This window comes from Teichococcus oryzae, assembly GCF_008386565.1.
GTDB classification, from domain to species: Bacteria; Pseudomonadota; Alphaproteobacteria; order Acetobacterales; family Acetobacteraceae; genus Pseudoroseomonas; species Pseudoroseomonas oryzae.
Genome location: NZ_VUKA01000011.1, coordinates 71925 through 96246, shown reverse-complemented (window position 1 = coordinate 96246; position 24322 = coordinate 71925). Strand labels below are relative to the sequence as shown.

23 protein-coding genes are annotated in these 24322 nt (G+C 67.6%); 15 read left to right on the top strand and 8 right to left on the bottom strand.

Annotated elements, in window-relative coordinates; translation table 11 throughout:
- Positions 1 to 455 precede the first annotated feature (455 nt).
- The 13 genes from F0Q34_RS16855 (at position 456) to mnhG (ending at position 13145) form a co-directional block, all read left to right on the top strand.
- Positions 456 to 1268 carry an alpha/beta fold hydrolase gene (locus F0Q34_RS16855; RefSeq protein ID WP_161600919.1) on the top strand — a complete coding sequence of 271 codons (813 nt, stop codon included), beginning with the start codon at positions 456 to 458 and terminating at the stop codon, positions 1266 to 1268.
- A gap of 394 nt (positions 1269 to 1662) precedes the next feature.
- A complete protein-coding gene (locus F0Q34_RS16850; RefSeq protein ID WP_149813409.1) occupies positions 1663 to 2235 on the top strand; it encodes a carboxymuconolactone decarboxylase family protein in 573 nt (190 codons plus the stop codon).
- A gap of 11 nt (positions 2236 to 2246) precedes the next feature.
- Positions 2247 to 3335, top strand: a complete 1089-nt coding sequence (locus tag F0Q34_RS16845; protein WP_149813408.1) for an acyl-CoA dehydrogenase family protein — start codon at positions 2247 to 2249, stop codon at positions 3333 to 3335.
- Positions 3332 to 4096, top strand: coding sequence for an ABC transporter ATP-binding protein (locus F0Q34_RS16840; protein ID WP_149813407.1), 765 nt, complete (start codon positions 3332 to 3334; stop codon positions 4094 to 4096). Before F0Q34_RS16845 ends, F0Q34_RS16840 begins: the two co-directional genes overlap by 4 nt.
- A gap of 13 nt (positions 4097 to 4109) precedes the next feature.
- Positions 4110 to 5303, top strand: coding sequence for an ABC transporter substrate-binding protein (locus tag F0Q34_RS16835; RefSeq protein ID WP_149813406.1), 1194 nt, complete (start codon positions 4110 to 4112; stop codon positions 5301 to 5303).
- On the top strand, positions 5300 to 6127 hold the full coding sequence (locus F0Q34_RS16830; protein ID WP_149813405.1) for an ABC transporter permease: 828 nt from the start codon (positions 5300 to 5302) through the stop codon (positions 6125 to 6127). The genes F0Q34_RS16835 and F0Q34_RS16830 overlap by 4 nt, the downstream gene beginning before the upstream one ends.
- A 514-nt stretch (positions 6128 to 6641) precedes the next feature.
- On the top strand, positions 6642 to 7118 hold the full coding sequence (locus F0Q34_RS16825) for a PTS sugar transporter subunit IIA (RefSeq protein ID WP_149813404.1): 477 nt from the start codon (positions 6642 to 6644) through the stop codon (positions 7116 to 7118).
- 62 nt (positions 7119 to 7180) lie between these two features.
- Positions 7181 to 10069, top strand: a complete 2889-nt coding sequence (locus F0Q34_RS16820) for a monovalent cation/H+ antiporter subunit A (RefSeq protein WP_149813403.1) — start codon at positions 7181 to 7183, stop codon at positions 10067 to 10069.
- Positions 10069 to 10413: a Na+/H+ antiporter subunit C gene (locus tag F0Q34_RS16815; protein ID WP_149813402.1), complete on the top strand. Its 345-nt coding sequence runs from the start codon at positions 10069 to 10071 to the stop codon at positions 10411 to 10413. Before F0Q34_RS16820 ends, F0Q34_RS16815 begins: the two co-directional genes overlap by 1 nt.
- Before the next feature lie 8 nt (positions 10414 to 10421).
- A complete protein-coding gene (locus F0Q34_RS16810; RefSeq protein WP_149813401.1) occupies positions 10422 to 12023 on the top strand; it encodes a monovalent cation/H+ antiporter subunit D in 1602 nt (533 codons plus the stop codon).
- Positions 12020 to 12505 (top strand): Na+/H+ antiporter subunit E, encoded by a 486-nt coding sequence (locus F0Q34_RS16805; protein ID WP_149813400.1) that lies wholly within the window; start codon positions 12020 to 12022, stop codon positions 12503 to 12505. The genes F0Q34_RS16810 and F0Q34_RS16805 overlap by 4 nt, the downstream gene beginning before the upstream one ends.
- Positions 12502 to 12783 (top strand): K+/H+ antiporter subunit F, encoded by a 282-nt coding sequence (locus tag F0Q34_RS16800; RefSeq protein WP_149813399.1) that lies wholly within the window; start codon positions 12502 to 12504, stop codon positions 12781 to 12783. The genes F0Q34_RS16805 and F0Q34_RS16800 overlap by 4 nt, the downstream gene beginning before the upstream one ends.
- Positions 12780 to 13145: a monovalent cation/H(+) antiporter subunit G gene (gene mnhG, locus F0Q34_RS16795; RefSeq protein WP_149813398.1), complete on the top strand. Its 366-nt coding sequence runs from the start codon at positions 12780 to 12782 to the stop codon at positions 13143 to 13145. The genes F0Q34_RS16800 and mnhG overlap by 4 nt, the downstream gene beginning before the upstream one ends.
- 34 nt (positions 13146 to 13179) lie before the next feature.
- On the opposite strand, the gene F0Q34_RS16790 is transcribed toward mnhG, so the two are convergent.
- From F0Q34_RS16790 to F0Q34_RS16755, 8 genes are all read right to left on the bottom strand, one after another.
- A complete protein-coding gene (locus F0Q34_RS16790) occupies positions 13180 to 13830 on the bottom strand; it encodes a 2-dehydro-3-deoxy-6-phosphogalactonate aldolase (protein WP_149813397.1) in 651 nt (216 codons plus the stop codon).
- Positions 13827 to 14801, bottom strand: coding sequence for a 2-dehydro-3-deoxygalactonokinase (locus F0Q34_RS16785; RefSeq protein WP_149813396.1), 975 nt, complete (start codon positions 14799 to 14801; stop codon positions 13827 to 13829). The genes F0Q34_RS16790 and F0Q34_RS16785 overlap by 4 nt, the downstream gene beginning before the upstream one ends.
- 40 nt (positions 14802 to 14841) lie before the next feature.
- Positions 14842 to 16590: an adenine deaminase gene (gene ade / locus F0Q34_RS16780; protein ID WP_241665544.1), complete on the bottom strand. Its 1749-nt coding sequence runs from the start codon at positions 16588 to 16590 to the stop codon at positions 14842 to 14844.
- A gap of 265 nt (positions 16591 to 16855) precedes the next feature.
- Positions 16856 to 17644: an ABC transporter ATP-binding protein gene (locus F0Q34_RS16775; RefSeq protein ID WP_149813395.1), complete on the bottom strand. Its 789-nt coding sequence runs from the start codon at positions 17642 to 17644 to the stop codon at positions 16856 to 16858.
- The gene (locus tag F0Q34_RS16770; protein ID WP_149813394.1) at positions 17641 to 18507 is read right to left on the bottom strand and encodes an ABC transporter ATP-binding protein; all 867 of its coding nucleotides are present in this window, start codon (positions 18505 to 18507) and stop codon (positions 17641 to 17643) included. The genes F0Q34_RS16775 and F0Q34_RS16770 overlap by 4 nt, the downstream gene beginning before the upstream one ends.
- The gene (gene nikC, locus F0Q34_RS16765; protein WP_149813393.1) at positions 18500 to 19405 is read right to left on the bottom strand and encodes a nickel transporter permease; all 906 of its coding nucleotides are present in this window, start codon (positions 19403 to 19405) and stop codon (positions 18500 to 18502) included. The genes F0Q34_RS16770 and nikC overlap by 8 nt, the downstream gene beginning before the upstream one ends.
- Entirely contained in the window at positions 19405 to 20397 is a 993-nt protein-coding gene (locus F0Q34_RS16760) for an ABC transporter permease (RefSeq protein ID WP_241665543.1), read from the bottom strand. The genes nikC and F0Q34_RS16760 overlap by 1 nt, the downstream gene beginning before the upstream one ends.
- Before the next feature lie 85 nt (positions 20398 to 20482).
- Positions 20483 to 22093 (bottom strand): ABC transporter substrate-binding protein, encoded by a 1611-nt coding sequence (locus tag F0Q34_RS16755; protein ID WP_149813391.1) that lies wholly within the window; start codon positions 22091 to 22093, stop codon positions 20483 to 20485.
- Between the two features lie 176 nt (positions 22094 to 22269).
- Here F0Q34_RS16755 and F0Q34_RS16750 point away from each other — a divergent pair, with 176 nt between their 5' ends.
- Positions 22270 to 23295 carry a serine hydrolase domain-containing protein gene (locus F0Q34_RS16750; RefSeq protein WP_149813390.1) on the top strand — a complete coding sequence of 342 codons (1026 nt, stop codon included), beginning with the start codon at positions 22270 to 22272 and terminating at the stop codon, positions 23293 to 23295.
- A gap of 105 nt (positions 23296 to 23400) precedes the next feature.
- Positions 23401 to 23859: a hypothetical protein gene (locus tag F0Q34_RS16745; protein WP_149813389.1), complete on the top strand. Its 459-nt coding sequence runs from the start codon at positions 23401 to 23403 to the stop codon at positions 23857 to 23859.
- The last annotated feature ends 463 nt before the right edge of the window (positions 23860 to 24322 follow it).

Sequence of the window (24322 nt, the reverse complement as noted above, 5' to 3'; positions counted from 1 at the left end):
GGCCGAGGCCAGCGGAGAGCATTATGCCGACGGCACGCCCAAGACCCGGCTGGCCCTGGTTTACGAGGCCGCTTTCGACGCGAAGGGGCAGGAACTGGGCGTGACCTCGCCGGAACAGTTCCGGGACGGCTGACCCCGCAGCGCCCAACAAGGCGCCGCAACATTTCCGCGTCCCGCCGTTCATGTCTGAGTGGCGGAAAAGCGGAAGGAGCGGCGGAATGCGGGATGCCATGCGGCGGATGGAAGCACGCCCGGCCGGGGAGCACCTGCGCCATCCGGGCCTCCCGGAAATCGGCCCACCCTCCGCGGGCCGGATGCGGACCTTCCAAATGCTAGGCGCGTGCGGTGCCGCGCTGGGGCTTCTGGCATGGGCGAATGCGCGTGCGGCGCGGCGGGCGGAGCGGAATTGGCCGCCCCGAGGACATGTTCTTAAGGTTCATGGCGTACCGCTGCATGTGCTGGAGCAGGGCGGCGGCACGCGAAGCATCGTGCTGCTGCACGGCAATGGCGCGATGGCCGAGGACTTCGCCATCAGCGGGGTGATGGAACGACTGGCGCGGCGGCATCATGTCCTGGCCTTTGACCGGCCAGGCTTCGGCCATAGCGGCCGGCCCTCCCGGATGTGCTGGGATGCGCCGCATCAGGCGGCGTTGTTGTGGGAGGCCCTCGGGCGCCTCGGCCTGTCCCGGCCGGTTCTGGTGGGACATTCCTGGGGCGCGCTCGTGGCGCTGCACATGGCCCTGCAGGCACCGGAGGGAACCGGTGCGCTGGTTCTTCTGTCTGGGTATGTGCGGCCCGAGCGGCGCCTGGATGCCGCCATGGCGTCGATCCCCGCCTTGCCGGGGCTCGGGAAGCTGCTGCGCCATACCGTGCTGCCGCCCCTGGCGCATCTGCTGGGAGGGTGCCTTGTTCGCCGGATCTTCGCCCCGCAAGCCGTGCCGCCGCGCTTCCGCCACGCCTTTCCCTGGCCGCTGTCCTTGCGTCCCTCGGCCCTGGGAGCCAGCGCCGCCGAAACGGCCTGCATGCACGCCGATGCCGCCCGGCTGGTGGGGCGGGAGGAAGCATTGAACATGCCGGTCATGATCCTGGCCGGGCTCGCAGACCGCATGGTGGCCGCCAGGCGCCATGCGGTGCGGCTGCACCACGCCCTCCCCGGCAGCAGGCTGCGCCTGTTCCCCGGCGGCGGGCACATGCTGCATCACAGCCATCCCGATGCGGTTGTGGACGCCATCGAGGCCGTGCTGGCGGAAGCCGGATCGCACGCCTGAAGCCCTGGCCGATACCATCGCGGCGATCGCCACGCTGAAGTCGCGCCGCCTGCGGGCAAGGGAAGCACAGGGCAAGGCGCCGGCTTGGCCACTGAAGCGTAACACCGCCAAGGAGGCCCAATTCTTCCCAACGAAATCGTGAAAATCATCAATAGCGGGACGCGGTACCGTCACGCAGGCCGACTGCCATGCTCAAGAGCGAGACTTCCTGGCAAAGCCTCAATCACGATCTGATTTGCTAAATTATTATTGAATGGCGCAGATCCAGCGAAAAAGAAGAAACTTGCCGATGGGCCGGCAGGACGTTAGATCAGCCGGACCAAAAATGCGCCAGGAAAACGTGCAAATGGATGAGCCGCGTTTCTGGTGGTGATTTTTCCGAGGAGTTTGCGCCATGTCTCGCTTGCCGCTCCGCTCGCATGACGATGCCCCGGCCGAGGCCAGGCCGACCCTGGCCGCCGCCGAGAAGAACAATGGCTTCCTGCCGAACCTGTTGCGCGTGCTGGCCAATGCACCGGTCGCGCTGGAAACCTATCTGACCGTTTCCGGCATCAATGCGCGGGCAAGCCTCACCCTGGCGGAGCGTGAAGTGGTGCAGATCACGGCGGCCGCCACCCATGGCTGCGGCTTCTGCGTTGCCGGGCACACCGCCATCGCCACCAAGAAGGCCGGCCTGGATGCCGACACCATCGAGGCGCTGCGGCAGCGGCAGCCGGTGGGCGATGCACGCCTCGCAGCCGTGGCGGCCTTCACCAGCGCCGTGATCGCGATGCGTGGCCAAGTGGCCGATGCCGATCTCGCCGCCTTCAAATCCGCCGGCTTCAACGACCAGCAGGCGCTGGAAGTGGTGCTGGGCGTCAGCCTGGCGACCTTGTGCAACTTCGCGAACAATCTCGGCCAGCCACCGCTGAACCCGCAGCTTGAGGCATTCCGCTGGGACGGCCCGGCCAGCGTCGCTGCGGAATAAAGGCCCTCGACATGCCTGTCCCGATCGGAAGCGCCCTCAACGAATGGCTGGACGGCAATGCGGCCGGCCTTGATGATGGCCGGGCGGACCCTGCCTCGCTGCTGCCCCGGCTCGCCGCGGCGGGCTTGTTCGGCATCGGCGTTCCCGCGGCCTGGGGCGGGCAGGGCGGCGAGGTCGCCGAGGCGGTGGAGGCCATTGCCGCCATTTCCAGCAGGTCCCTGGCCGCCGGCTTCGTGTTCTGGAGCCAACGGACCTATATCGAGTTCCTGTTGCAAAGCCCGAATGAAGGGCTGCGGTCGCGGCTGCTGCCGGATCTCCTGACCGGCGCCCTGGCCGGCGCAACCGGCCTTTCCAACGCCATGAAGTTCCTGGCGGGGCTGGAAGCGCTGCAGATCACGGCCGCCCCGCAAGGGGCGGGATACAGCCTGGATGGCCGGATGCCGTGGGTGACCAATCTGCGGCCGCAGGGCTTCCACGTCGCCGCCGCCATCGCGCATGCGGATGGAAGCGGGGCCATGGTCGCGTCCCTGCCATCCGATGCGCCCGGATTGCGCCGCACTGAGGATTTGTCGCTGCTGGGCCTGCGCGGCACCAACACCGCCGCCATCGACCTGCATGGCGTGAAGCTTTCGCCGGACGACATCATCCATCCCCAGGCGGGCCTGTGGCTGCCCCAGGTGCGCCCGGCGTTTCTGGGCCTGCAATGCGGCATGTCCATTGGCCTGGCGCGGCGGGCGTTGCAGGAGGCGACGGAACGGGGCGGTGCCGCGCGGGAGGTGCTGCGCCTGCCGCTCGGAGAATTGTCCGCCCGCCTTGCCGCCGAGGAGAAGGCGCTGCGCGACGGCTTGCGGGCGCTGCATTTCCAGGCCCGGCCCGCGCCGCTTTTCGAGTTGCGCATCCGCCTCGCCGACATCGTCGCCGAAGCGGTGGGGCTGGAGTTGCAGGCATCCGGCGGCCGCGCCTATCTCCAGCCGCAGGGCGAGGATTTCGCCCGGCGCTGGCGGGAAGCCGCTTTTATCCCGGTGATCACGCCGAGCCTCGTGCAGTTGAAGGCGGTCCTGGCGGCGCGGCCCGAAGCTGTCGCCGGCTGCGCCGCATGAGCGCCAGCTTCTCCGCCCGTCACCTGACGCTGCGCTTCCCCGGGGCGGCGCAGCCGGTGCTGGCCGGTTTCGACATCGACCTGCATCCGGGGGAGGTCGTCGCGCTGCTGGGCCCGAGCGGCGTCGGCAAGTCCAGCCTGTTGCGGACGCTGGCCGGGCTGGAAACCCCCAGCGGCGGCGAGATCCGCATCCATGGCGCCCCGCTCAGCGGCACCCATCCCCGGATCGCGCTGGCCTTTCAGGACCCGGCGCTGCTGCCATGGCTGACCTTGGAAAAGAATGTCGGCTTTGGGCTGGATTTCCGCCATCAGCCGGCGCTGTCACCGGCGGAGCGGCAGGCGCGGGTGGATGATGCCATCGCCGCGGTCGGGTTGCGCCATGCGCGGCAACTGCATCCGGCCCAGCTTTCCGGCGGCATGGCCAGCCGGGCGGGGCTGGCGCGCTGTCTGGCACGGCGGCCCGAGGTGCTGCTGCTGGACGAGCCCTTCGGCGCGCTGGACGAGGTGACACGGGCCGAGATGCAGCGCCTGCTGCTGCAGGTGGTGGCGGAGCGCCGCCCGGCCACCCTGCTGATCACCCACGACATCGACGAGGCGCTGCTTCTGGCGCACCGCGTGGTTCTGCTCGGCGGCAGCCCCGCCGGACTGGTCGGGGACTGGCGCATCGACCTGCCGCATCCCCGCCACGACCTGCTGGCGGAACTGGGCGCGCTACGCGTCGAGATCCTGCAGGCCCTGCACGCCACCTTGCGCCGCCACTGACGGAGCCGTCCCCATGGACAGCGAGTTCTTCTCCCGCCGCGACACCTTGCGCCTGGCCGGCCTGTTCACAGCCGCCGGCGCGGCGCCGTTGCTGCGGGCCCGTGCCGCCCGCGCGCAACCCGGGCCGGATGCCCCCGTCCGCATCGGCTACCTGCCCATCACCGACGCCACGCCGCTGCTGGTGGCCCATGCGCGCGGCATGTTCGAGGCCGAGGGGCTGCGCGCGGAGAAGCCGGTGCTGCTGCGCTCCTGGGCGCAGGTGATCGAGGCCTTTCTGTCCGGCCAGGTGGATGTGGTGCATCTGCTTTCGCCGATGACCATCTGGGCCCGTTTCGGCGGCCAGGCGCCGCTGAAGGTCGTGGCGTGGAACCATCTCGACGGCTCGGGGCTGACGGTGCAGCCCGGGATCCAGGATGTGCGCGCGCTGGGCGGCCAGACCGTGGCCATTCCGTTCTGGTATTCCATCCACAACGTGGTGCTGGGCGCCCTGCTGCGGGCCAATGGGCTGAAGCCCGTGGTGACGCGCGGCGGCGCGGCGCCGGCGGCGGACGAGGTGGCGCTGGTGGTGATGCCGCCGGCCGACATGGTGCCCGCCCTCGCCACGAAGCGCATCGCCGGATACATCGTGGCCGAGCCCTTCAACGCCGCCGCCGAGGCGCAGGGCGTCGGCAAGGTCCTGCGCTTCACCGGCGATGTGTGGCGCGACCACGCCTGCTGCGTGGTGGCGATGCAGGAAAGCGATTTGCAGCGCCGCCCCGAATGGTCGCAGAAGGTGGTCAACGCGGTGGTCAAGGCACAGGCCTGGATCCGCGACAACCGCGCCGAAACGGCGCAGATCCTGTCCCGCGAGAACCCCAACCGCTACACGCCGCATCCGGCCGCCGTGCTGGCCAAGGTGCTGGCCCCCGCCGAGGCCGACCGCGCCACCTATCTGGCCTCGGGCGCCATCCGGCACGCGGAATGGAGCAATCGGCGCATCGACTTCCAGCCCTATCCCTTTCCTTCCTACACGGAGGAACTGGTGCGGCTGCTGAAGCACACGCTCATCGAGGGCAACCGCGCCTTCCTCGACGCGCTGGACCCGGCCCGGGCCGCGCGGGAACTGGTGGATGACCGCTTCGTGCGGGCCGCCATCGCATCCGCCGGCGGGCCTGGCATGTTCGGCATCCCCGACAGCTTTACCCGCAGCGAGGTGGTTTCGGCATGAGCATCACCACCAGCCCGCCTTCCCTGGCCGCCCACCTGGGGGCGCGGCCTGCCGCCGGGGGCTTCGGCTGGCAGCGTGGCGCGCTGGGGGCCGCCGGCCTGCTGCTGCTGCTGGCCTTGTGGTGGCTGGGCACAGGCCCGCTGGCCGAGCCGGATGGCTTCGCCCGCCGCTTCGCGCCCGGTGCGGCGCTGGGCAGCCTGGTGGAGCTGACGCGGCATGGCGACCTGTTCCTGCATGTCTGGCTCAGCCTGAAGCGCGTCCTGGTGGGGCTGGGCGCGGCATTGCTGGTGGGCGTGCCGCTGGGGCTGGCGGTCGGCGGCCTGCGGGTGGTGGAGGCCGCGACCTCCCCCGCCTTCCAGTTCCTGCGGATGATCTCGCCCCTGTCCTGGATGCCGCTGGCGGTGATGCTGTTCGGCGTCGGCGATGCGCCCATCTATTTCCTGCTGGCCTTCGCGGCGGTGTGGCCGGTGCTGCTCAGCACCGCCGAAGGCGTGCGGCGGCTGGACCGGCGCTGGCTGCTGCTGGCCCGTAGCCTCGCGGCGACGCGGTGGGAAACCCTCAGCCGCATCATCCTGCCCGGCATCCTGGCACCGGTCCTGACCGGCACGCGTCTGGCCATTGGCATCCTCTGGATCGTGCTGGTACCGGCCGAGATGCTGGGCGTTTCCGGGGGCCTTGGCTATCTGGTGCTCGATACACGCGACCGGCTGGCTTATTCCGAGCTGATGGGCGTCGTTGTGCTGATCGGGCTTCTGGGCTTCCTGCTCGATGCCCTGGCGCGTGCGCTGTATCGCTGGCACGCGGCGGAAGCGCCATCCCGCTGACAGGGGCGGAGGCGGAATGTCCGCCTCCACCGCCTGAAGGCGCGGCCCAGGAGCCATCGTCAGCTCGCTTCTTGCCGGTGTGAGCTTCCTTGCATCATGGAACCGCTTCAGGTTCTGGGCGCGACAAATGCTTCGGAAGCCTGAAGCCAGCAATGTGGCGCAAGAAGGCGGCTTTGATCGACTTGTCAGCCAAAAGAAGAAGAACAGGCCTTTGACAAGGGCGATTTGTACGATGTTTTGCCCAATCTCCGAGCCATTACATCCGAAACAATCTTTCTGGTTCGGGCCAGGATCAGTGTCCAGGAAGTCCGTTAATTTCCTTCCGCAGTGTTGGAAAGCAGGAAATATTAAAATATATACCCCGTGGTCCGGAAATGGCCCGGCAGGCGCCGCGGTGCCTCCAAAGCGCCTCTTCCGGCGTTGTGCTCGCATCCCGGACAGGGCAGGCATGGCGATCATCGGGGACGCTGCGCCCTGAGCAAGGCGTGCCCGGAGCAAATGGTTGGAGGAGCAGATGGCACTAGCGGACCTGTTTCCACGCGAGGAAGGCGTTCTCAGGCTTCATCCGGCGGACAAGGCCGAGCTGCTCGAAATGCTGGCCACGGAAGCGGCTGAGCGCCTCAACCATCCCGGCAAGGATATCCTGGAAGCGTTGCAAGGGCGGGAGAAACTCGGCTCCACCGCGCTGGGCCGGGGCATCGCCCTGCCGCATGCGCGGATGGCAGGGCTGGAGCAGCCCCTGGCCATCCTGGCCCGCCTGGAAACCCCCATCGAATTCGAGGCGCGGGACGGGGAAAGGGTCGACCTGGTCTTTCTGGTGCTTTGGCCGGAGGAAACCTCGGAAGGCTTCCTGCCCGCCTTGTCGGATATCTGCCGCTCCCTCCGTGGCAGCCAGCTTCCGCGCCGGCTCCGCAAGGCCGCTTCCGCCAGCGAGGCGCTGGCGCTGTTGCAGGGCGCCAATCAGGACAATGACGAGCCCGAAGAGTTCTGACACACGCGAGCGCCCCGCCGGGGTGCGGCCCCTTCACGACCTGACGGAGAGCACGGCGCCTGATGCCTGACGCCCTTTACCTCTCGGCCGCGATCCTTCTTCCCTATCTGGGTGCCGCCATTGCCGCGCTGTTGCCGAACAATGCCCGCCACCTGGAAGCCTGGCTGGCCGGCGGCGTTGCGCTGTTGTCGCTGTGCATGGTGTGGCTCTGCTACGCCTCCATCGCCAATGGCGCCGTGCCGCGCTTCGAAATTCCCTGGGTGCCGGAACTTGGCCTCAATCTGATCCTGCGGATGGACGGCTTCGCCTCCGTCTTCGCCGTGATGATCGCTGGCATCGGCTTCCTGGTGGTGCTCTACGCCCGCTACTACATGTCGCAGGAAGATCCGATCCCGCGGTTCTTCGCCTTTCTGTTGGCTTTCATGGGCTCGATGATGGGGTTGGTGCTGTCGGGCAACCTGATCCAGCTCGTTTTCTTCTGGGAACTGACCAGCCTCTTCTCTTTCCTGTTGATCGGTTATTGGCAGCATTCGGCGTCGGCGCGGGACGGCGCGCGCATGGCGTTGACCGTCACCTCGGCGGGCGGGCTCGCATTGCTGGCGGGCATGCTGCTGCTCGGCCACATCGTCGGTTCCTATGATCTGGAGCGGGTGCTGGCCTCGGGGGATGTCATCCGTTCGCATTCCCTCTACCTGCCGACGCTGATCCTGATCCTGATGGGCGCCCTGACGAAAAGTGCCCAGTTCCCTTTCCATTTCTGGCTGCCGCAGGCGATGGCGGCGCCGACGCCGGTTTCCGCTTATCTTCATTCGGCGACGCTGGTGAAGGCCGGAATCTTCCTGATGGCGCGGCTGTGGCCGGTGATGGCGGGCACGGAGGCGTGGTTCTGGATCCTGGGCGCCTCAGGGATGATCACGCTGCTGGTGGGCGCCTATGTTGCCATCTTCCAGCATGACCTGAAGGGATTGCTGGCCTACTCCACCATCAGCCATCTCGGGCTGATCACCTTGCTGCTCAGCCTGAGCAGCCCGTTGGCGATGGTGGCGGCCATCTTCCACACCATGAACCACGCCACCTTCAAGGCGTCGCTGTTCATGGCCGCCGGCATCATCGACCATGAAACGGGCACGCGCGACATCCGGCGCCTCAGCGGCCTCAACGAAAGCATGCCCTTCACCGCGCGCCTCGCCCTTGTGGCGGCGGCGGCCATGGCCGGCGTGCCGCTGCTCAACGGCTTCATCTCCAAGGAAATGTTCTTCACAGAGGCGCTGACCGCCGCCAGCGCCCCGACCCTGATGCACAGCATGCTGCCGCTGGTGGCCACCGTGGCCGGCATCTTCGCCGTGACCTATTCGCTCCGCTTCATCCATGGCGCCTTCTTCGGCCCGCCGACCGACGACCTGCCGCGCAAGCCGCATGAGCCACCGCAATGGATGCGCGTGCCGGTCGAGATCCTGGTGTTGGGCTGCATGGTGGTGGGCGTGCTGCCCGCGGCGACGATCGGCCCCTATCTCGATGTCGCCGTGCGCTCGGTGCTGGGCGACGCGACGCCGGAATACAGCCTGGCGGTGTGGCACGGCTTCAACCTGCCGCTGGTGATGAGCCTGTTCGCCCTGGCCGGCGGCGTGCTGCTCTACCATCTGCTGCAGCCCCATCTGAGGAGCGGTGTCGAGGGCACGCCCTTGCTGCGCGGCCTCGATGGTCGACGCATCTTCGATCAGGCGATGGTGTTCCTGTCCTGGCGCTTCGCCCGCACGCTGGAACGGCTGATGGGCACCAGCCGGCTGCAGATGCAGCTGCGCCTGATGGTGTGCGTGACCATTCTCGCCGCCACCCTGGCCCTGCTTCCTTATGGCCTTTCCCCCGGCGAGGTGGCCCTGACCAGCATCGACCCGGTGGTGGCGCTGATCTGGATCGTTGGCGGCGGCTGCGCCATCGGGGCCGCCTACCAAGCGAAATACCATCGTCTGGCGGCGCTGATCCTGCTGGGCGGCGCGGGCCTGGTCACCTGCATGACCTTTGTCTGGTTCTCCGCGCCGGACTTGGCATTGACGCAGCTCATGGTGGAGGTCGTGACCACCGTTCTGCTGCTGCTGGGCCTGCGCTGGCTGCCGAAGCGCATGGAGGAGCGTGGCTCGGGCAGCTTCAAGGCACGGGCGCGGCGCCTGCGCGACCTGGGCGTCGCGGTAGCTGCCGGCGCCGGGCTGACTGCCCTGTCCTACGCCACCATGACCCGCGTCTCACCCGACGGCATTTCCCGTCATTTCCTGGAGCGGGCCTATACGGAAGGCGGCGGAACCAATGTGGTGAACGTGATCCTGGTGGATTTCCGCGGCTTCGACACGATGGGCGAGATCGCCGTTCTCGGCATCGTGGCGCTGACGGTTTATGCCTTGCTGCGCCGCTTCCGCCCCGCGGCCGAGAGCATCGGCGTGCCGGAGCAGCAGCAGGGCGATGCCGGCGCCTGGCTGCTGGCCCCGGGCGTGCTGATGCGGCTGATGTTTCCGGTGATCGGCGTGGTTTCCATCTTCCTGCTGCTGCGCGGCCATGACCTGCCGGGCGGCGGCTTCGCGGCCGGCCTGATGATGTCCGTGGCCATCCTGCTGCAATACATGGTGGCCGGCACGCGCTGGGTGGAGGACCATCTGCGGGTCCGCCCGCTGCGCTGGATGGGCGGCGGGCTGCTTCTGGCCGCCGGAACCGGCCTTGGCGCCATGGTGGTGGGGCGGCCCTTCCTGACCTCCTACTTCGCCTATGCCGATCTTGGCTGGCTGGGGAAGCTGCCGATGGCCAGCGCGATGCTGTTCGACCTCGGCGTCTTCTGCCTGGTCTTCGGTGCCACGGTGCTGATGCTCATCGCCATTGCGCACCAGTCGGTGCGCAGCCAGCGCGCCGCGCCTCCACCCGTTGTGTCCCCCAGCCTTCCCGCCATGGCCGCCGGAGACGATTGATGGAACTGATCCTTGCCCTCGCCATCGGCGTGCTCGGCGGCTCCGGCGTATGGCTGCTGATGCGGCCGCGCACCTTCCAGGTCATCATCGGCCTGTCGCTGCTGTCCTATGCCGTCAACCTGTTCATCTTCAGCATGGGCCGCTTCCCCGTCGGCCGCCCGCCGGTGCTGGAGCCCGGCACCATGGGCGACCCGGCGGTGTTCGCCGATCCGCTGCCGCAGGCGCTGGTGCTGACCGCCATCGTGATCGGCTTCGCCACCACCGCCCTGTTCCTGGTGGTGATGATGGCGGCCCGCGGCCTGACCGGCGGCGACCATGTGGATGGCCGGGCGCGCGACCGGTGAGCGGGTTGATGCAACATCTGGCCATCCTGCCGATCCTGCTGCCGCTGCTGGCGGGCGCCGCGATGATCCCGCTGGAGGAGAAGCGGTCGCGCCTCCGCGCCACCATCGGCATCGGCTCCACCCTGCTGCTGCTGGCGATCGCCATTTCCCTCGCCGTCCAGGCGCATGCCGATGGCGGCGCCGGCGTTGTCACCGTGTACCGGCTGGGCGACTGGCCCGCGAGCTTCGGCATCGTGCTGGTGGCCGACCGGCTGGCGGCATTGATGCTGCTGGTGACGGCGCTGCTGGGGCTCGCCGCCCTGGTGTTCTCGCTCACGCGCTGGCAGCGGATGGGGGTGCACTTCCACGCCCTGTTCCAGTTCCAGCTGATGGGCCTGAACGGCGCCTTCCTGACCGGCGACCTGTTCAACCTGTTCGTCTTCTTCGAGGTCCTGCTGGCGGCCTCCTATGGCCTGGCGCTGCACGGCTCCGGGGTCGCGCGCGTCAAGGCGGGGCTGCACTACATCGCCATCAACCTGGCGGCCTCCCTTCTGTTCCTGATCGGCGTTTCCATGATCTATGGTGTCGCCGGAACGCTGAACATGGCCGACCTCGCCGAGCGGATCGCGGCGGTGCCGGCGGAGAACCGGTCGATCCTGGAGGCCGGGGCGGCGATCCTCGGCATGGCCTTCCTGGTGAAGGCGGCCATGTGGCCGGTCGGCTTCTGGCTGGCGCCGACCTATTCCGTGGTCAGCCCGCCAGCGGCGGCCATCTTCTCCATGATGAGCAAGGTCGGCATCTATGCCGTGATGCGGCTGTGGCTGCTTCTGTTCGGCGCGGAGGCGGGGATTTCGGAAGGCTTCGGTGGCGACTGGCTGCTGGCCGGAGGCATCGTCACCATCGCTTTCGGCGCCGTTTCGGTGCTGGCCACCCAGGATCTGGCGCGGCTGGCCGGTGCCAGCGTGCTTATCTCCTCCGGCACGCTGCTGGCGGCGGTGGGGGCGGGACAGTTGCCTGTCACCGGTGGAGCCCTGTTCTACCTGGCCAGCTCGGCACTCGGCATTGGCGCCCTGTTCCTGTTGATCGAGCTGATCGAGCGGGAGCGCGATGTTGGCGCCGACGTTCTGGCCGTGACCCTGGAAGCCTTCGGCGATGGCGAGGATGACGATGACCAGCTGGATGACGAGATCGGCGTGGCGATCCCCGCCACCATGGCGGTGCTGGGACTCTGCTTCCTGTGCTGTGCCCTTGTGCTGGCCGGGCTGCCGCCGCTTTCCGGTTTCATCGCCAAATTCGCCATGCTGACCGGCATCCTCAATCCGGCCGGGCTGGGGGAAGGACCGGTGGAGGTTTCCACGGCCGGCTGGGCACTGCTGGCCGCGCTGGTGCTGTCGGGCTTCGCGACCGTGCTGGCGATGACGCGCGCCGGCATCCGCAGCCTTTGGGCCACCACGGGCCGGACCGTGCCGCGGGTCGGAATCATCGAGATCGCCCCGGTGATCCTGCTGCTGGCCACCTGCCTTGCCATGACGGCGGCGGCGGGGCCGGTGATGCGCTACATGCAGGCCACGGCCGCTGAGCTGCATGCCCCGCAGGGCTACATGATGCAGGTTATCGGGCGCGCGCCATGAGCCGGATCCTGCCCCATCCCGTTGTTTCGGCCGCCCTGTTCATCATGTGGCTGCTGATGAACCAGACTGTTTCACCCGGTCCCGCGCTGGTGGGGGCGGTGCTGGCGCTGCTCGGTGGCTGGGCGCTGGCCTTGTTGCGGCCGGGCCGGCCCCGCCTGGGCCCGGCTCGGGCCGTGCTGCGCCTCACAGGCGTTGTGCTGGTTGACATTGCCCGGTCCAACCTCGCCGTGGCCAGGGTGATCCTGAGCCGGCAGAAGAGCCATTATTCCAGCTTTGTGCATGTTCAGCTGCGGCTTCGCAATCCGCAGGCTCTGGCCATCCTGGCCTGCATTCTGACGGCGGCGCCCGGCACGGCCTGGATCGAGTTCGACCCGGAGGAAGGCTGGCTGCTGTTGCATGTGCTTGACCTGCCCGACCAGGATAGCTGGGCCCACATCATCCAGAACCGGTACGAGAAGCCGCTGATGGAGATCTTTCCATGACGGAAGCCCTGCTGTCCTGGTCACTGCTGGCCGCGCAGATCCTTCTGGGTCTGGCGATGTTCTGCGCCGCCTGGCGGGTGCTGCGCGGCCCGCGCGCGCAGGACCGCGTCATTGGCCTGGATACGCTCTACGTCAACGGCATGATGCTGTTGCTGACCTTCGGTATGCGCTCAGGCACCGCCCTTTATTTCGAGGCGGCGCTGGTCATCGCGCTGCTGGGCTTTGTCAGCACTGCGGCGCTGGCCAAGTTCCTGATGCGTGGGGAAGTGATCGAATGAGCCATGCCGCCGACCTTCCGTTGTTTGTGGCCATTCCGGTCGCGCTGCTGGTGCTGGCCGGGGCGGTGCTGACGCTGATCGGCTCGCTTGGGCTGATCCGGCTGAAAAGCTTCTATGAGCGGCTGCATGCGCCCACCCTGGGCACCTCCTTCGGCATCGCCTGCACCTTGCTGGCCTCGATCCTGTTCTTTTCCGTGCAACAGTCGCGGCTGGTGGTGCATGAGGTGCTGATCGGCATCCTTGTGGTGATCACCACCCCGGTGACGCTGATGCTGGTCGGGCGGGCGGCGCTGCATCGCGACCGGCAGGAAGGCCAGCAGGAGGTGCCGCCCTCCGCTGCTCCAACCTCTCCGCCGGAATGAGTCGGGCCGTGGCCAAAGCCTTGCGGGGCAGGGATCAGCCTTGCGACAGGGCAGCCCAGGCGGCCGTGAAGTCGCGGGCGCGCCCGGCCACTTCCATGGCCGACATGCCAGGCTTGTAGAGGGCGGAGCCCAGGCCGAAGCCAGCGGCGCCCGCCGCCCGGAATGGTGCCATGCCGTCCGGCGCGATGCCGCCCACCGGCAGCAGCCGCGTGCCGCGCGGCAGCACGGCGAGAAGCGCCTTGACCACCGGCGGCCCCACCATCTCGGCCGGAAAGATCTTCAGCGCAGCGGCGCCGGCCGCCAGTGCAGCGAATGCCTCGGTTGGCGTCGCGACACCGGGCACGCAAAGCAGCCCCGCCTGCGCGGCCGCCCGGATCACGGCGGCATCGGCATGCGGCATGACCACCAGCTCGGCACCGATGGCGGCGAGGCGGTCCACATCCTCCGGACGCAGCACCGTGCCGGCGCCCACAAGCGCATCCTGCGGCAACAGGCGCCGGATGGCGGCGATGCTTTGGAAAGGCTCCGGCGAGTTCAGCGGCACCTCGATCAGCCGGAACCCGGCCTCGTACAGCGCCGAAGCGATCGGTTCCGCATCGCCGGGCGGCAGGCCGCGCAGAATGGCCACCAGCGGCAAGCGGGCGAAGGCGGCTTCGAGCCGTGGCGCATGGGAAGACGAAGTCATCGGGGAAACTCCTGTGGCGGGGCGAGCAGTCCCGCCTCGACCGCGAAATGAAACAGCCCGGGCGGCGCCGTGTTGCCCAGTTGCAGAAAGGCAGCATGGCCCAGGGCCTGCAGGACGCCGGCATAGCGGCGGCACAGGCCTTCTTCCCCGATCAGCGCCAGGCGCGCGCCATCGGCGGCACCATCCAGTGCGGAAATCACCTCCTGCCCGATCAGCAGGCCGGACAGGAAATCCTGCAGCGCAGAACCAGGCACTTCCCCGGTCAGGCCCAGTGTCCGGGCGGCAAAAATCCGGTGCGCCAGATCGCCGGCCCGGGCCTCCTGCGCCATGGCGACGCCGCGCGCGAAGCCGGCCTCCGCCTGATCCGGCGCGGCGGCTGGGTCGGTCATCAGCCGGCCCAGCAGTGAGTGGCGGCTGAGCACGGCAAACAACTCGCCGGTCATGTAGGTGCGGAAGCCGATGATGCAGCCTTCCCGCACCTCGACCCATTTGGAATGCGTCCCCGGCATCAGGAACAGACTGCGGACGGACAGTTCGGGATGCAGGATCAGGGCGCCGGCGATCTGGATCTCCTCGCCACGCATCACGTCCGGCGCGGCGCCGGGAGGCCTGGACAGGACGCCGGGCGCGATCAGGACTCGCACGCCCCGCCGCGTCACCACCTCCACCGCTGCGGCCGCAAGCCGGCGCGCATCGGCGGGACATGGCGCATAGGGTGCCTCGCGCCAGCCCTGGGCACTGCCGACCATGCCGCCGGCCACCACCGGCAGTTCCTGCCACTGCTCGAGCCAGGCGCCGCAGAGTGCCTCAAAGGCGGCCTCGAATCCGGCCGGGCCCGGCTCGGGCAGGTTGGTGATGCCCTGCCTGCTGCCGCGCTGTTCCAGCACCCGTCCCGCGGCATCCATCAGGAAGCCCCGGAGGCTCGACGTTCCCCAGTCCAGGGCGATCAGGGCAGGCTTCACGCCGTTCATTCCTCCATTCGCATCACATGATGCCCGCGCCCCTATTGCCCTACAGGAGCGGAGTGGCGCCGGCCCCGAAACCCGGGGCACCGCCAGGATTCGGCAGGAGGGCCATGCGGTCCACATCCAGCATGCCGCGGTCGGTGATCTTCAGATGGGGTATCACCGGCAATGGCAGGAAAGCCAGCTGAAGGAAGGGGTCCGCGAGCGCGCTGCCAAGGGCCAGCGCCGCATCGCGAAGATCCTGCAGCCCGTCGGCCACCTCCTCGAAGGAGCGGTCGCTCATCAAGCCGGCGATCGGCAAGGGAAGCTCGGCGAGGACCGCTCCCTCCGCGACCACGGCGAAGCCGCCGCCGATGGCGCCGAGCCGGTTGACGGCCAGCGCCATGTCGTCATCGTTCTGCCCCACGACGCAGATGTTGTGGCTGTCATGACCGACCGAGGACGCGATCGCTCCCCGCGTCATGCCGAAGCCCCGTACGAAGCCGCGGCCGATGTTGTTGTTCCTGCCATGCCGCGCGACGACGCAGACCTTGCAAACATCCTGGGCCGGATCGGCGAGAACCTCGCCGGCGCGGCAAGGCAGGGTGAGGTTCAGGTGGTCGGTGATGATCTTGCCGGGAATGACGCCGATCACCGGCTGCTCGGCCCCGCCCCGCACGGCCATGTCGCCGCCTTGCACCCTTGCCGCCTTCATGCTGTCCAGGCCCACGGCCGGAACCAAGCTGCGCGCGGCGAACAGCGCTTCGTTCACCGGCCTTCCGCCCACCATCACCTGCGCAACGGCACAGCGTTCCAGATCATCCAGCAGCACGATATCCGCCCGCCTGCCCGGCGCGATCATGCCCCTGTCCCGGAGCCCGAAGGCCTGGGCCGCGCTGAGGGAGGCCGCGCGATAGGCCGCCAGCGGCTCCACGCCCTGTGCGATGGCGCTGCGGATCATGAAATCAAGATGCCCCTCATGCGCGATCTCCAGCGGATTCCGGTCATCGGTGCAGAAGGCCAGGAAGGATGATGCCGCGGGCGTCAGCAGGGGCGCCAGCGCCGCCAGGTCCTTGCACACGGAGCCCTCGCGGATCAGCACGGTGACGCCCTTCCGGATCTTCTCCAGGGCCTCCTCCGCGCTTGTCGCCTCATGCTCGGTGGCAATCCCGGCGGAAAGATAGCCGTTCAGCGCCTTGCCGCGCAGCAATGGGGCATGGCCGTCGATGTGGCGGCCGGCAAAGGCTTCCAGCTTGTCCAGGCAGTGCGGATCATTGGCCAGCACGCCCGGGAAGTTCATGAACTCGGCCAGGCCGATCACCTTGGGATGGCCGGCATAGGGAAGAAGGTCGGCCGCCGAAAGCCGCGCCCCCGCTGTTTCGAGATCGGTCGCGGGCACGCAGGAGGACAGGTTGACGCGGAGATCCATCACCATGTTCCCGGCCGAGGCCAGAAAATAATCGAAGGCCTCCGTGCCCAGCACATTGGCCATTTCGTGCGGATCGCAAATGGCCGTGGTGACGCCGTGCGGCAGCACGCAGCGTTCGAATTCCTGCGGCGAGATCAGGGAGGATTCCACGTGCAGATGCGTGTCGATGAAGCCGGGCACCGCGATGCGCCCTTGTCCGTCCAGGATCTCGGCGCCCTCATATCGCCCATAGGTGCCGACGACGCGGCTCCCGCAGATGGCGATATCCGTCCGCTCCAGGGCGCCGGTCACAAGGTCCAGCAGCCTGACGTCGCGCAGCACGAGATCCGCCGCCTCGGCGCCCTGGCCCTGCGCCACGCTCCGCTCGATCTGGCGTCTGGTCATCATGGCCGGCTGTCCTGCTTGCCCAAGCCGCCAGATTGCGGCCGATGCCAGGGCCGGATCAAGCCATGCGCTCCAGTTCCGCGCCGCCGGCCTCCGCCATCATCCCAAAACCGGCACACCGGTCGCGGCATCGCCCTTCCTCACGCCGGTGCGCCGGGAGGCAGGCATCCTGGCGGCGAGGCCGCTTTCATCCACAGAATTGGTGGATGAAGCTGTGGATAAGAGAGGGGGCAATCCACGAGGTTCCAGATCTGCCCGCATGGCCTTCTCAGACGGTGACTTCCTCCGGCGAGGCCGGCCGGTAATGCGTGGCGGCCAGAAGAGCCTGGCTATAGGGCTGCGTGGCCCGGCCGGCCCGCAAATCCCCGACGCTCAGCTCCTCGACGAATTTTCCGCCATTCATGATGGCGATGCGTTCGCAAAGATGGGCGACAACCGCGAGGTCATGGCTCACCATGACATAGGTCAGGCGGCGCTCCGACCTCAGGCGGTGCAGCAGATTCAGGATCTCCGCCTGCACCGACACATCCAGCGCACTGGTCGGCTCATCCAGCAGAAGGATTTCCGGCTCCAGGATCAGGCAGCGGGCGATGGCCACCCGCTGGCGCTGCCCGCCGGACAGCTGATGCGGATAGCGGAAGCGGAAGCTGGGATCGAGGCCCACGGCGTCCAGCACCTCGTCCACGCGCTGCTGCGGGCGGCCCAGCTTGTGAATGATCAGGGGTTCCAGCAGGACTTGGTTGACCATCTTGCGCGGATGCAGCGACGCATACGGGTCCTGGAACACCATCTGGGTGCGGCGGAAGAAGCCCTTGTCGCGCACGGGCGGCAGAACCTGCCGATGCAGCAGGATGTCCCCATGATAATGGGTGTTGAGGCCGGAAACGGCACGGAGCACGGTGGATTTGCCGGAACCGGATTCGCCGATCAGCCCGAAGGCGCCGCCGCTCTCGACGCGGAACGACACGTCCTGAACGGCATGATTGGCCTTGGCGCCATGGCCGAAGATGATGTCCAGGCCGGCCACTTCCAGCGCCGGCGGCGCGACCATCTTCATGACGATGCTTCCAGGCGATAGGTGGGTCCGTCACGCCACGCGGGATCACGCGTCGGCACCGCGAGCTGCGATACGGGCGCCTCCAGGCGCGGCAGGCTGCGCAGCAGGGCCTGGGTGTAGGGATGACGCGCAGCATGCAGGTCGCGGGCATGCAACTCCTCGACGATCCGGCCGGCATACATCACCAGCACCCGGTCGCAGAATTCGGCAACCAGGTTGAGGTCGTGGCTGATGAAGATCAGCCCGGCGCCCTGTTGCGTCACCAGCTCGTCCAGGATCGACAGCACCTGGCGCCGCACCGTCACATCCAGTGCCGATGTCGGCTCATCGGCGATGATCAGGTCGGGGCCGGTGACCAGCATCATGGCGATCATGATGCGCTGTCCCATGCCGCCCGAAACCTCATGCGGGTAAAGGTCGAACACCCGCTTCGGCTCACGGATATGGACGGCTTCCAGCATGGCGAGGGACTTGGCCGCGGCTTCGCGCGCGCCCACCCGCTGATGCAGCCGGCATGCCTCCGCGATCTGTGAGCCCACGCGCATCAGCGGATTCAACGAATATTTCGGGTCCTGCATGATCATGGAGATGCGGCCGCCGCGAATGCCGCGCATCCGGCGCTCCGAAGCGGCATTCAGGTCGATGCCGGCGAAATCGAGCCGCGCCGCCGTTACCTGCGCCGCCTTGGGAGTGAGCTTCAGCAAGGCGCGCCCGGTCATCGATTTGCCGGAACCGCTTTCCCCGACAATGCCGAGCTTCTCCCGCCCCACATTGAAGGACACGCCGCGCACCGCCTCGACCAGCCCGGCGGGGGAAGGGAATGCGATGCGCAGGTCCCGCACGCTCAACAATGGTTCAGCCATGCCGCGGATCCAGCACGTCGCGGAGTCCGTCGCCGAACAGGTTGAAGGCCAGGCTGGTCAGCAGGATGGCTGTGCCGGGAATGGCGGCGATCCACCAGCTGGTCATCACGAATTGCCGTCCGGTGGACAGCATGGCGCCCCATTCGGGGCTTGGCGGCTGCGCGCCCAGGCCAAGGAAGCCGAGGCCGGCCGCCGTCAGGATGATGGCCGCCATGTTCAGCGTGATGCGGACCACCACGGAAGGAATGCACATGGGCATGACGTGATGCACGATGATCCGCATCCGCGATGCGCCCTGCAGCCGCACGGCGGCGATGTAGTCGGATTTGCGCACGGTGAGCGTTTCGGCCCTGGCCAGCCTCGCGATCGGCGGCCAGGCCGCGAGCGAGATGGCGATGATGGCGTTCTCGATGCCGGGACCAAGCGCCGCGACGAAGGCAAGGGCCAGGATCAGGCTGGGGAAGGACAGGAAGATGTCCACCAGCCGCATCAGCACCGTATCCGTCCAGCCGCCGAGATAGCCGGCCGTCGCGCCGATGACGAGCCCGAGCGGCGCGGCGATCAGCGCGGCCAGAAAGGCGATGTAGAGGGTGATGCGGGCGCCGAACACAAGGCGGCTGTAGATATCGCGCCCAAGATCATCGGTGCCAAGCCAGTGTGCCGCCGAGGGAGGCTGCAGGCGGGAAGAAAGATCCTGCGCATAGATGTCATGCGTAGCGATCAGCGGCGCGAAGAGGGCGATCGCGATCAGCAGCAGCAGCATGACGGCGCCGGCCAAGGCGGGCGGGTTGCCGCGCAGCCGCCGCCAGCCCAGCCAGAATGCCTGCATCCGTGCCTGGAAGGGCGAGTTGGGAACCGGCGCGCGCAGCCACGCACCCAGGGATGTCGCGCCGGGCATCAGCGGGTCCGCGGATCAAAGATGCGGTAAAGCAGGTCTGACAGCAGGTTCAGCCCGACAAAGATGATGCCCACCACCAGCGTGCATCCCACCACGGCGTTCATGTCGCCGCCGAGCAGCGCATTGGTGAGATACCGGCCGAAGCCGGGCCAGGCGAACACCGTTTCCGTCAGCACCGCGCCTTCCAACAGGAAGGCGTAGGCGAGCGCCACAACGGTGACCACCTGCACGGCGACATTGCGGAAGGCATGCACCCAAACCGTGCGCCCCCAGGAAAGGCCCTTGACCCGCGCGGCGATCACATATTCCTGCGCCAGCTGCTCCAGCATGAAGGACCGCGTCATGCGGCTAATATAGGCCATCGCGCCGAAGCCGAGAATGGACGCCGGCAGGATGATGTGGCCGAACGCGTTCCAGAAGATGTCCCACTGGCCCGCCATCGCTGTGTCCAGCAACAGAAGATCCGTGACCGGCTCGATATCCCATTGGTAAGCCGTGTCGATGCGCCCGGGGCCCTCGACCCAGCCGAGCGTGGCATAGAACAACACCAATCCCATCAGGCCCAGCCAGAAATTCGGCATCGAGTAGCCCAGCAGGCCGAAGATCCGCACGAAGTAATCAATGGCGGTGTCGCGATAGGCCGCCGCGAGCACGCCAAGCGGGATGCCCAGTCCGGTTCCGATCACGATGCCCACGGTCGCGAGCTCGATCGTGGCGGGGAAGACCCGGCGGATATCCTCCAGCACAGGTTTTCCGGTCATCAGCGCGGTGCCGAAATCCAGCCGCACGATGTCGTACACATAGCGCAGGAACTGGATGTGGAGCGGCTGGTCGAGGCCCAGCTGCCGTTGCATCGCCTCATAGGCTTCCTGGCTCGCATTGTCGCCGAGAATGGCGGCAACCGGGTCCAGCGGCAGCAAGCGGCCAATAAAGAACGTCAGTGCCATCAGGCCGAACAGGGTCACGGCGATCGAGACAACCAGCCGTACCATTGTGCTTACCCGGCCGGGCAGCGCGGCGGCTCTGCCGCGCCCGCTCCGGCTGACCGGAATCGCCGCCACATCTGCCATGCAGGCGTTACTCCTTGTAAGCCAGTTCGTAGTAGCTTCCGAACCCGTGCCAAGTCCAGTTCTTGACCGTGTTGCGGACCCCTGCCAGATGCACGCTCTGGAACATGATCGCGGTCGGCCCGCTTTGCATCATGTCCCGCTGCAATTGCTTATAAAGGGCGACGCGCCTGTCCTCGTCCCGCTCCAGCAGCGCCTCGGCGGCGATCCTGTTGGCGGCCTCGGACGCAAAGGAATGCCGCCATGATGGATACTGCGTCAGCTTCGCTTCAGCGCGATTGTCCGGGTTCAGGATCAGGCGCGCGGCATTGCCCTGGGCATCGGGCACGCTGGTCTGCCAGGCCGCGATGACGGACTCAAACTCGCGCCCGCGATGCCGCGCGAAAAGCTGCGCATTCGCCATCTGCTCGAGCCGCAGGCGCACGCCAACCTTGGCGGCATTGGCCTGGATGTGCTGCGCGATGGGCGCCGCATAGGGCAGGGTGGAGAAGATCATGCTTGCCTCGAAGCCATCGGGGTATCCCCCCTCGGCCAGCAATTGCTTCGCCTTGGCCAGGTCGAGGCTGAAGGGCTGCCCTTCCTTGGCGTCCAGCGCACCAAAGGCGCCGAGCTGCACGAAGCTGGCGCGCGGCACGCCATTATAGGCCATCACCGTCTTGCCGAGGGCTTCGTAGTCAATGAGGTAGCGCATCGCCAGCCGCACCTTCTCATTGGCGAAGGCGGGATGGGCATTGTTGAAGCCCCAGTAGACGAGTTGCGGCTTCAGGGTGCGCGCCAGGGTGATGCCGGGCATCTTCTCGATGGCCTGCATGTCTTCCGGCGTCAGGTCGCGCGCCACGTCCACATCGCCTTTTTCCAGCAGCAGGCGCTGCGTTCCGGCCTCGGCGACGTGGCGGATGATGACGCGCCGCAACTTTGGCTGGCCGCCCCAGTATTTCTCATTGGCCTCCAGCACCACGGCCTCGCCGGAATTCCATTGCCGCAGCCGGTAGGGACCGATGCAGGCGGTGTTGGTGGCGAGATACCGGTTGCCGAGGTCGCCATTGACCTCATGCGCCATGATGGTCTTGCGGTCCTGCATCGTCGCCACGCGATTGGCGGCAATGGCCTGCAGGATCAGGCTGGTCGGATAGGGCTTGTCCAGCTTCAGGACCAACGTCCGGTCATCGGGGGCGCTGATCATCTGCTCCACATTGGCCTTGGTGAAGCCGTATTCCGTCAATGTCGCCGCATTGCCGAGGCCGAGCCGCACCACGCGCTGCATCGACCAGGCCAGATCCTTGGCCGAGCCAGGGTTGCCGGAGGGAAACACCAGCTTGTCGCGCAGACGGAAGGTGATCTGCCGGCCATCCTCCGCGACATCCCAGCCTTCGGCCAAGGCCGGCACCACCTTGGCTTCGTCCTTGGGGTCGAAGCTGACCAGGGCGTCGCAGGTGTTCTGGATCAGTTCGCTGGTCACCACTTCGCCGATCTGGGCCGGGTCGAAGGTGCTGATCGCATCGATGTTCCAGGCCATGACAAGCGCATTGCCCGGGGTCGCCGCCTGCGCCGCGCCGCCCAGGGCAGACCCCGCCAGCAAGGCCAGGGCAAGGCGCCATGTTTGGCCGCGTCGATATGTCATGTCCCTGGTTCCCCCTCCGGTGACGATCCACGGCATGGTAAGCAACAGATGTGCCATCTGTCTCCCCTTTGCCGGGCATCCATCGGCCCGATTGTTGCGGCGGGAGGAGCCTGCGGGCCCTGGCGCGCAGCACGGGCCGGGCTTAAGCCAGGCCGGGTGAAGGAGAACCGGACGCCATGCCCACCGATCTGCTGAGCAACATCCTGCCTACCGGCGCCCCGGGTGAGGCCGAACCCGGCGACTGGCCCGGCTGGGACAGCCCCGAAGCCGCCGGCTGGTCTTCATCCCGACTGCGGGATGCGCTGGCATTCGCCGCGGGAATGGACAGCGCGGCATTGATGGTGGTGGTGCGCGGCCGGCTCCTGCTGTCCTCGGGACGGGTCGCCGCGCGCTTCAACACGCATTCCATCCGCAAAAGCATCCTGTCCGCGCTGATCGGCATCCATGAGGCCGAAGGCAGGATCGACCTCGATGCCACGCTGGAAGGCCTCGGCATCGACGACAAGCTTGGCCTGTCCGAGCGCGAGAAACTGGCCACGGTGTATGACCTGCTCTGCGCCCGCTCCGGCGTGTACCACCCGAGCGGCTATGAATCGCCTTGGATGATGTCGATCAAGCCGCAGCGCCACAGCGCGGGGCCTGGCACCACCTGGTGCTACAACAACTGGGACTTCAACGCCCTGGGCACCATCTTCCGGCGGGTGACGGGCGCGGACATCTTCGCCGATTTCGCGGCGCGCATCGCGGGCCCCTGCGGCATGCAGGATTTCCGCGCCGGGCAGGATGGCAGCTATGTGGCGTTGCCGGAATCCCGGCACCCCGCCTACCCCTTCCGCATGACGGCGCGCGACCTGGCGCGGTTTGGCCAGATGTTCCTCGATGGCGGCCGGGCGGGAGGGCGGCAGGTCGTGCCGGAGGATTGGGTGCGTCTCAGCACATCGCCGCATTCGGAAGCGGGCCATCGCGGCGCCTATGGGTATATGTGGTGGCTGGAACGGGCAGGGGTTATGTTCCCCGGCGTGCTCACCCCGCCGGGCAGCTACGCCGCCTTCGGCACGCGTGGCCACAAGGTGCTTGTTATGCCGACCCTGGAAACCGTGGTGGTGCACCGGGTGGATACCGACCAGCCGGATACCGCGGTGTCGAACCTGCAATTCGGCCGGTTGCTCAACCGCCTGCTGCAGGCCGCGCCCCGGTCCTGAGGCCGCTTCTTTGGTTCCGGCATGGATGGCGCATGGCCATCCATGCATAATGCCCGTGGCTTGGCCGTTTCGAGCGACGGCGCCTGATTTTGAAAGCTGACCACCGTGCAGATCAATTCCGAGCAGATCCGCCACGCCGAAGCTCACGGCTGCCGCTTCCAGCCGGCCTCCGACACCCAGGTGCAGGCCCTGTCCATGCAGCGCCGCATCTTCTGGCACGGCACGCAGGCGCTGGTGGCGCTGCGGGAGGATGGCTTCCTGGAAACCGCGGCAACCCTGCAGCAATTGCTGGAGCAGGCGGCGGATGTCCCGCAAGGCAGCCCACCGGCCGCCCCCGCCGCCATGCCGGAGCCGGCCCCCTTGCCGAAAGAACCGGTTCCCATGGAAGCCGCAGATGCTCCATCCGCGAACCCCGCGCCATCTGGCACCATCATGACGGCCACGGCACAGCTTGTGGCCGCGATTGCCGCCGCCCGCGCCCTGGATGCAAACGAGTTGCCGGATCTGATCCGCAGCGTTCATGCCAGTGTCAGCCGCCTCAAACAGACGGCCAGGGACTCCTGAAGGCGGCAATACGCTTCCGCATCGCCCCGGCACCCACGAAAATGTGTATCCCGTCTCAGCGGAGCTTCGCCGGTGCGGCATGCCGCACCCTCCCGGACCAGGGTGATGAAAGCCCGTGCGAAGATGGCGCGGCGGGAGCTCTGAACATCGCGAACATGTCCCAGGATGCTGCTTCCGCATTCCAGGGCTGTTGAAGCTGCCGCATCGCCGGACAGGGCATCCTTTCCGGATCACGATGGACGCGGGCGACCCCTCCCGGGACAGGCCATGGGAACAGCCTTCCGCGTTGATTGAGCGCTTTTCTTCCCGTGCCGGACACGGCTTGATGGCGATCGGCCGGCTGGCCAGACGCCTGTCCGGGGAGAGCACAACAGTGACAAACACCCTCCACCGCGTCCTCCACGCCCTTAATGGCACGCGGCGCCGCGGCCTCCCGCCATTCAACGGCCGAACGTCCGGCCCT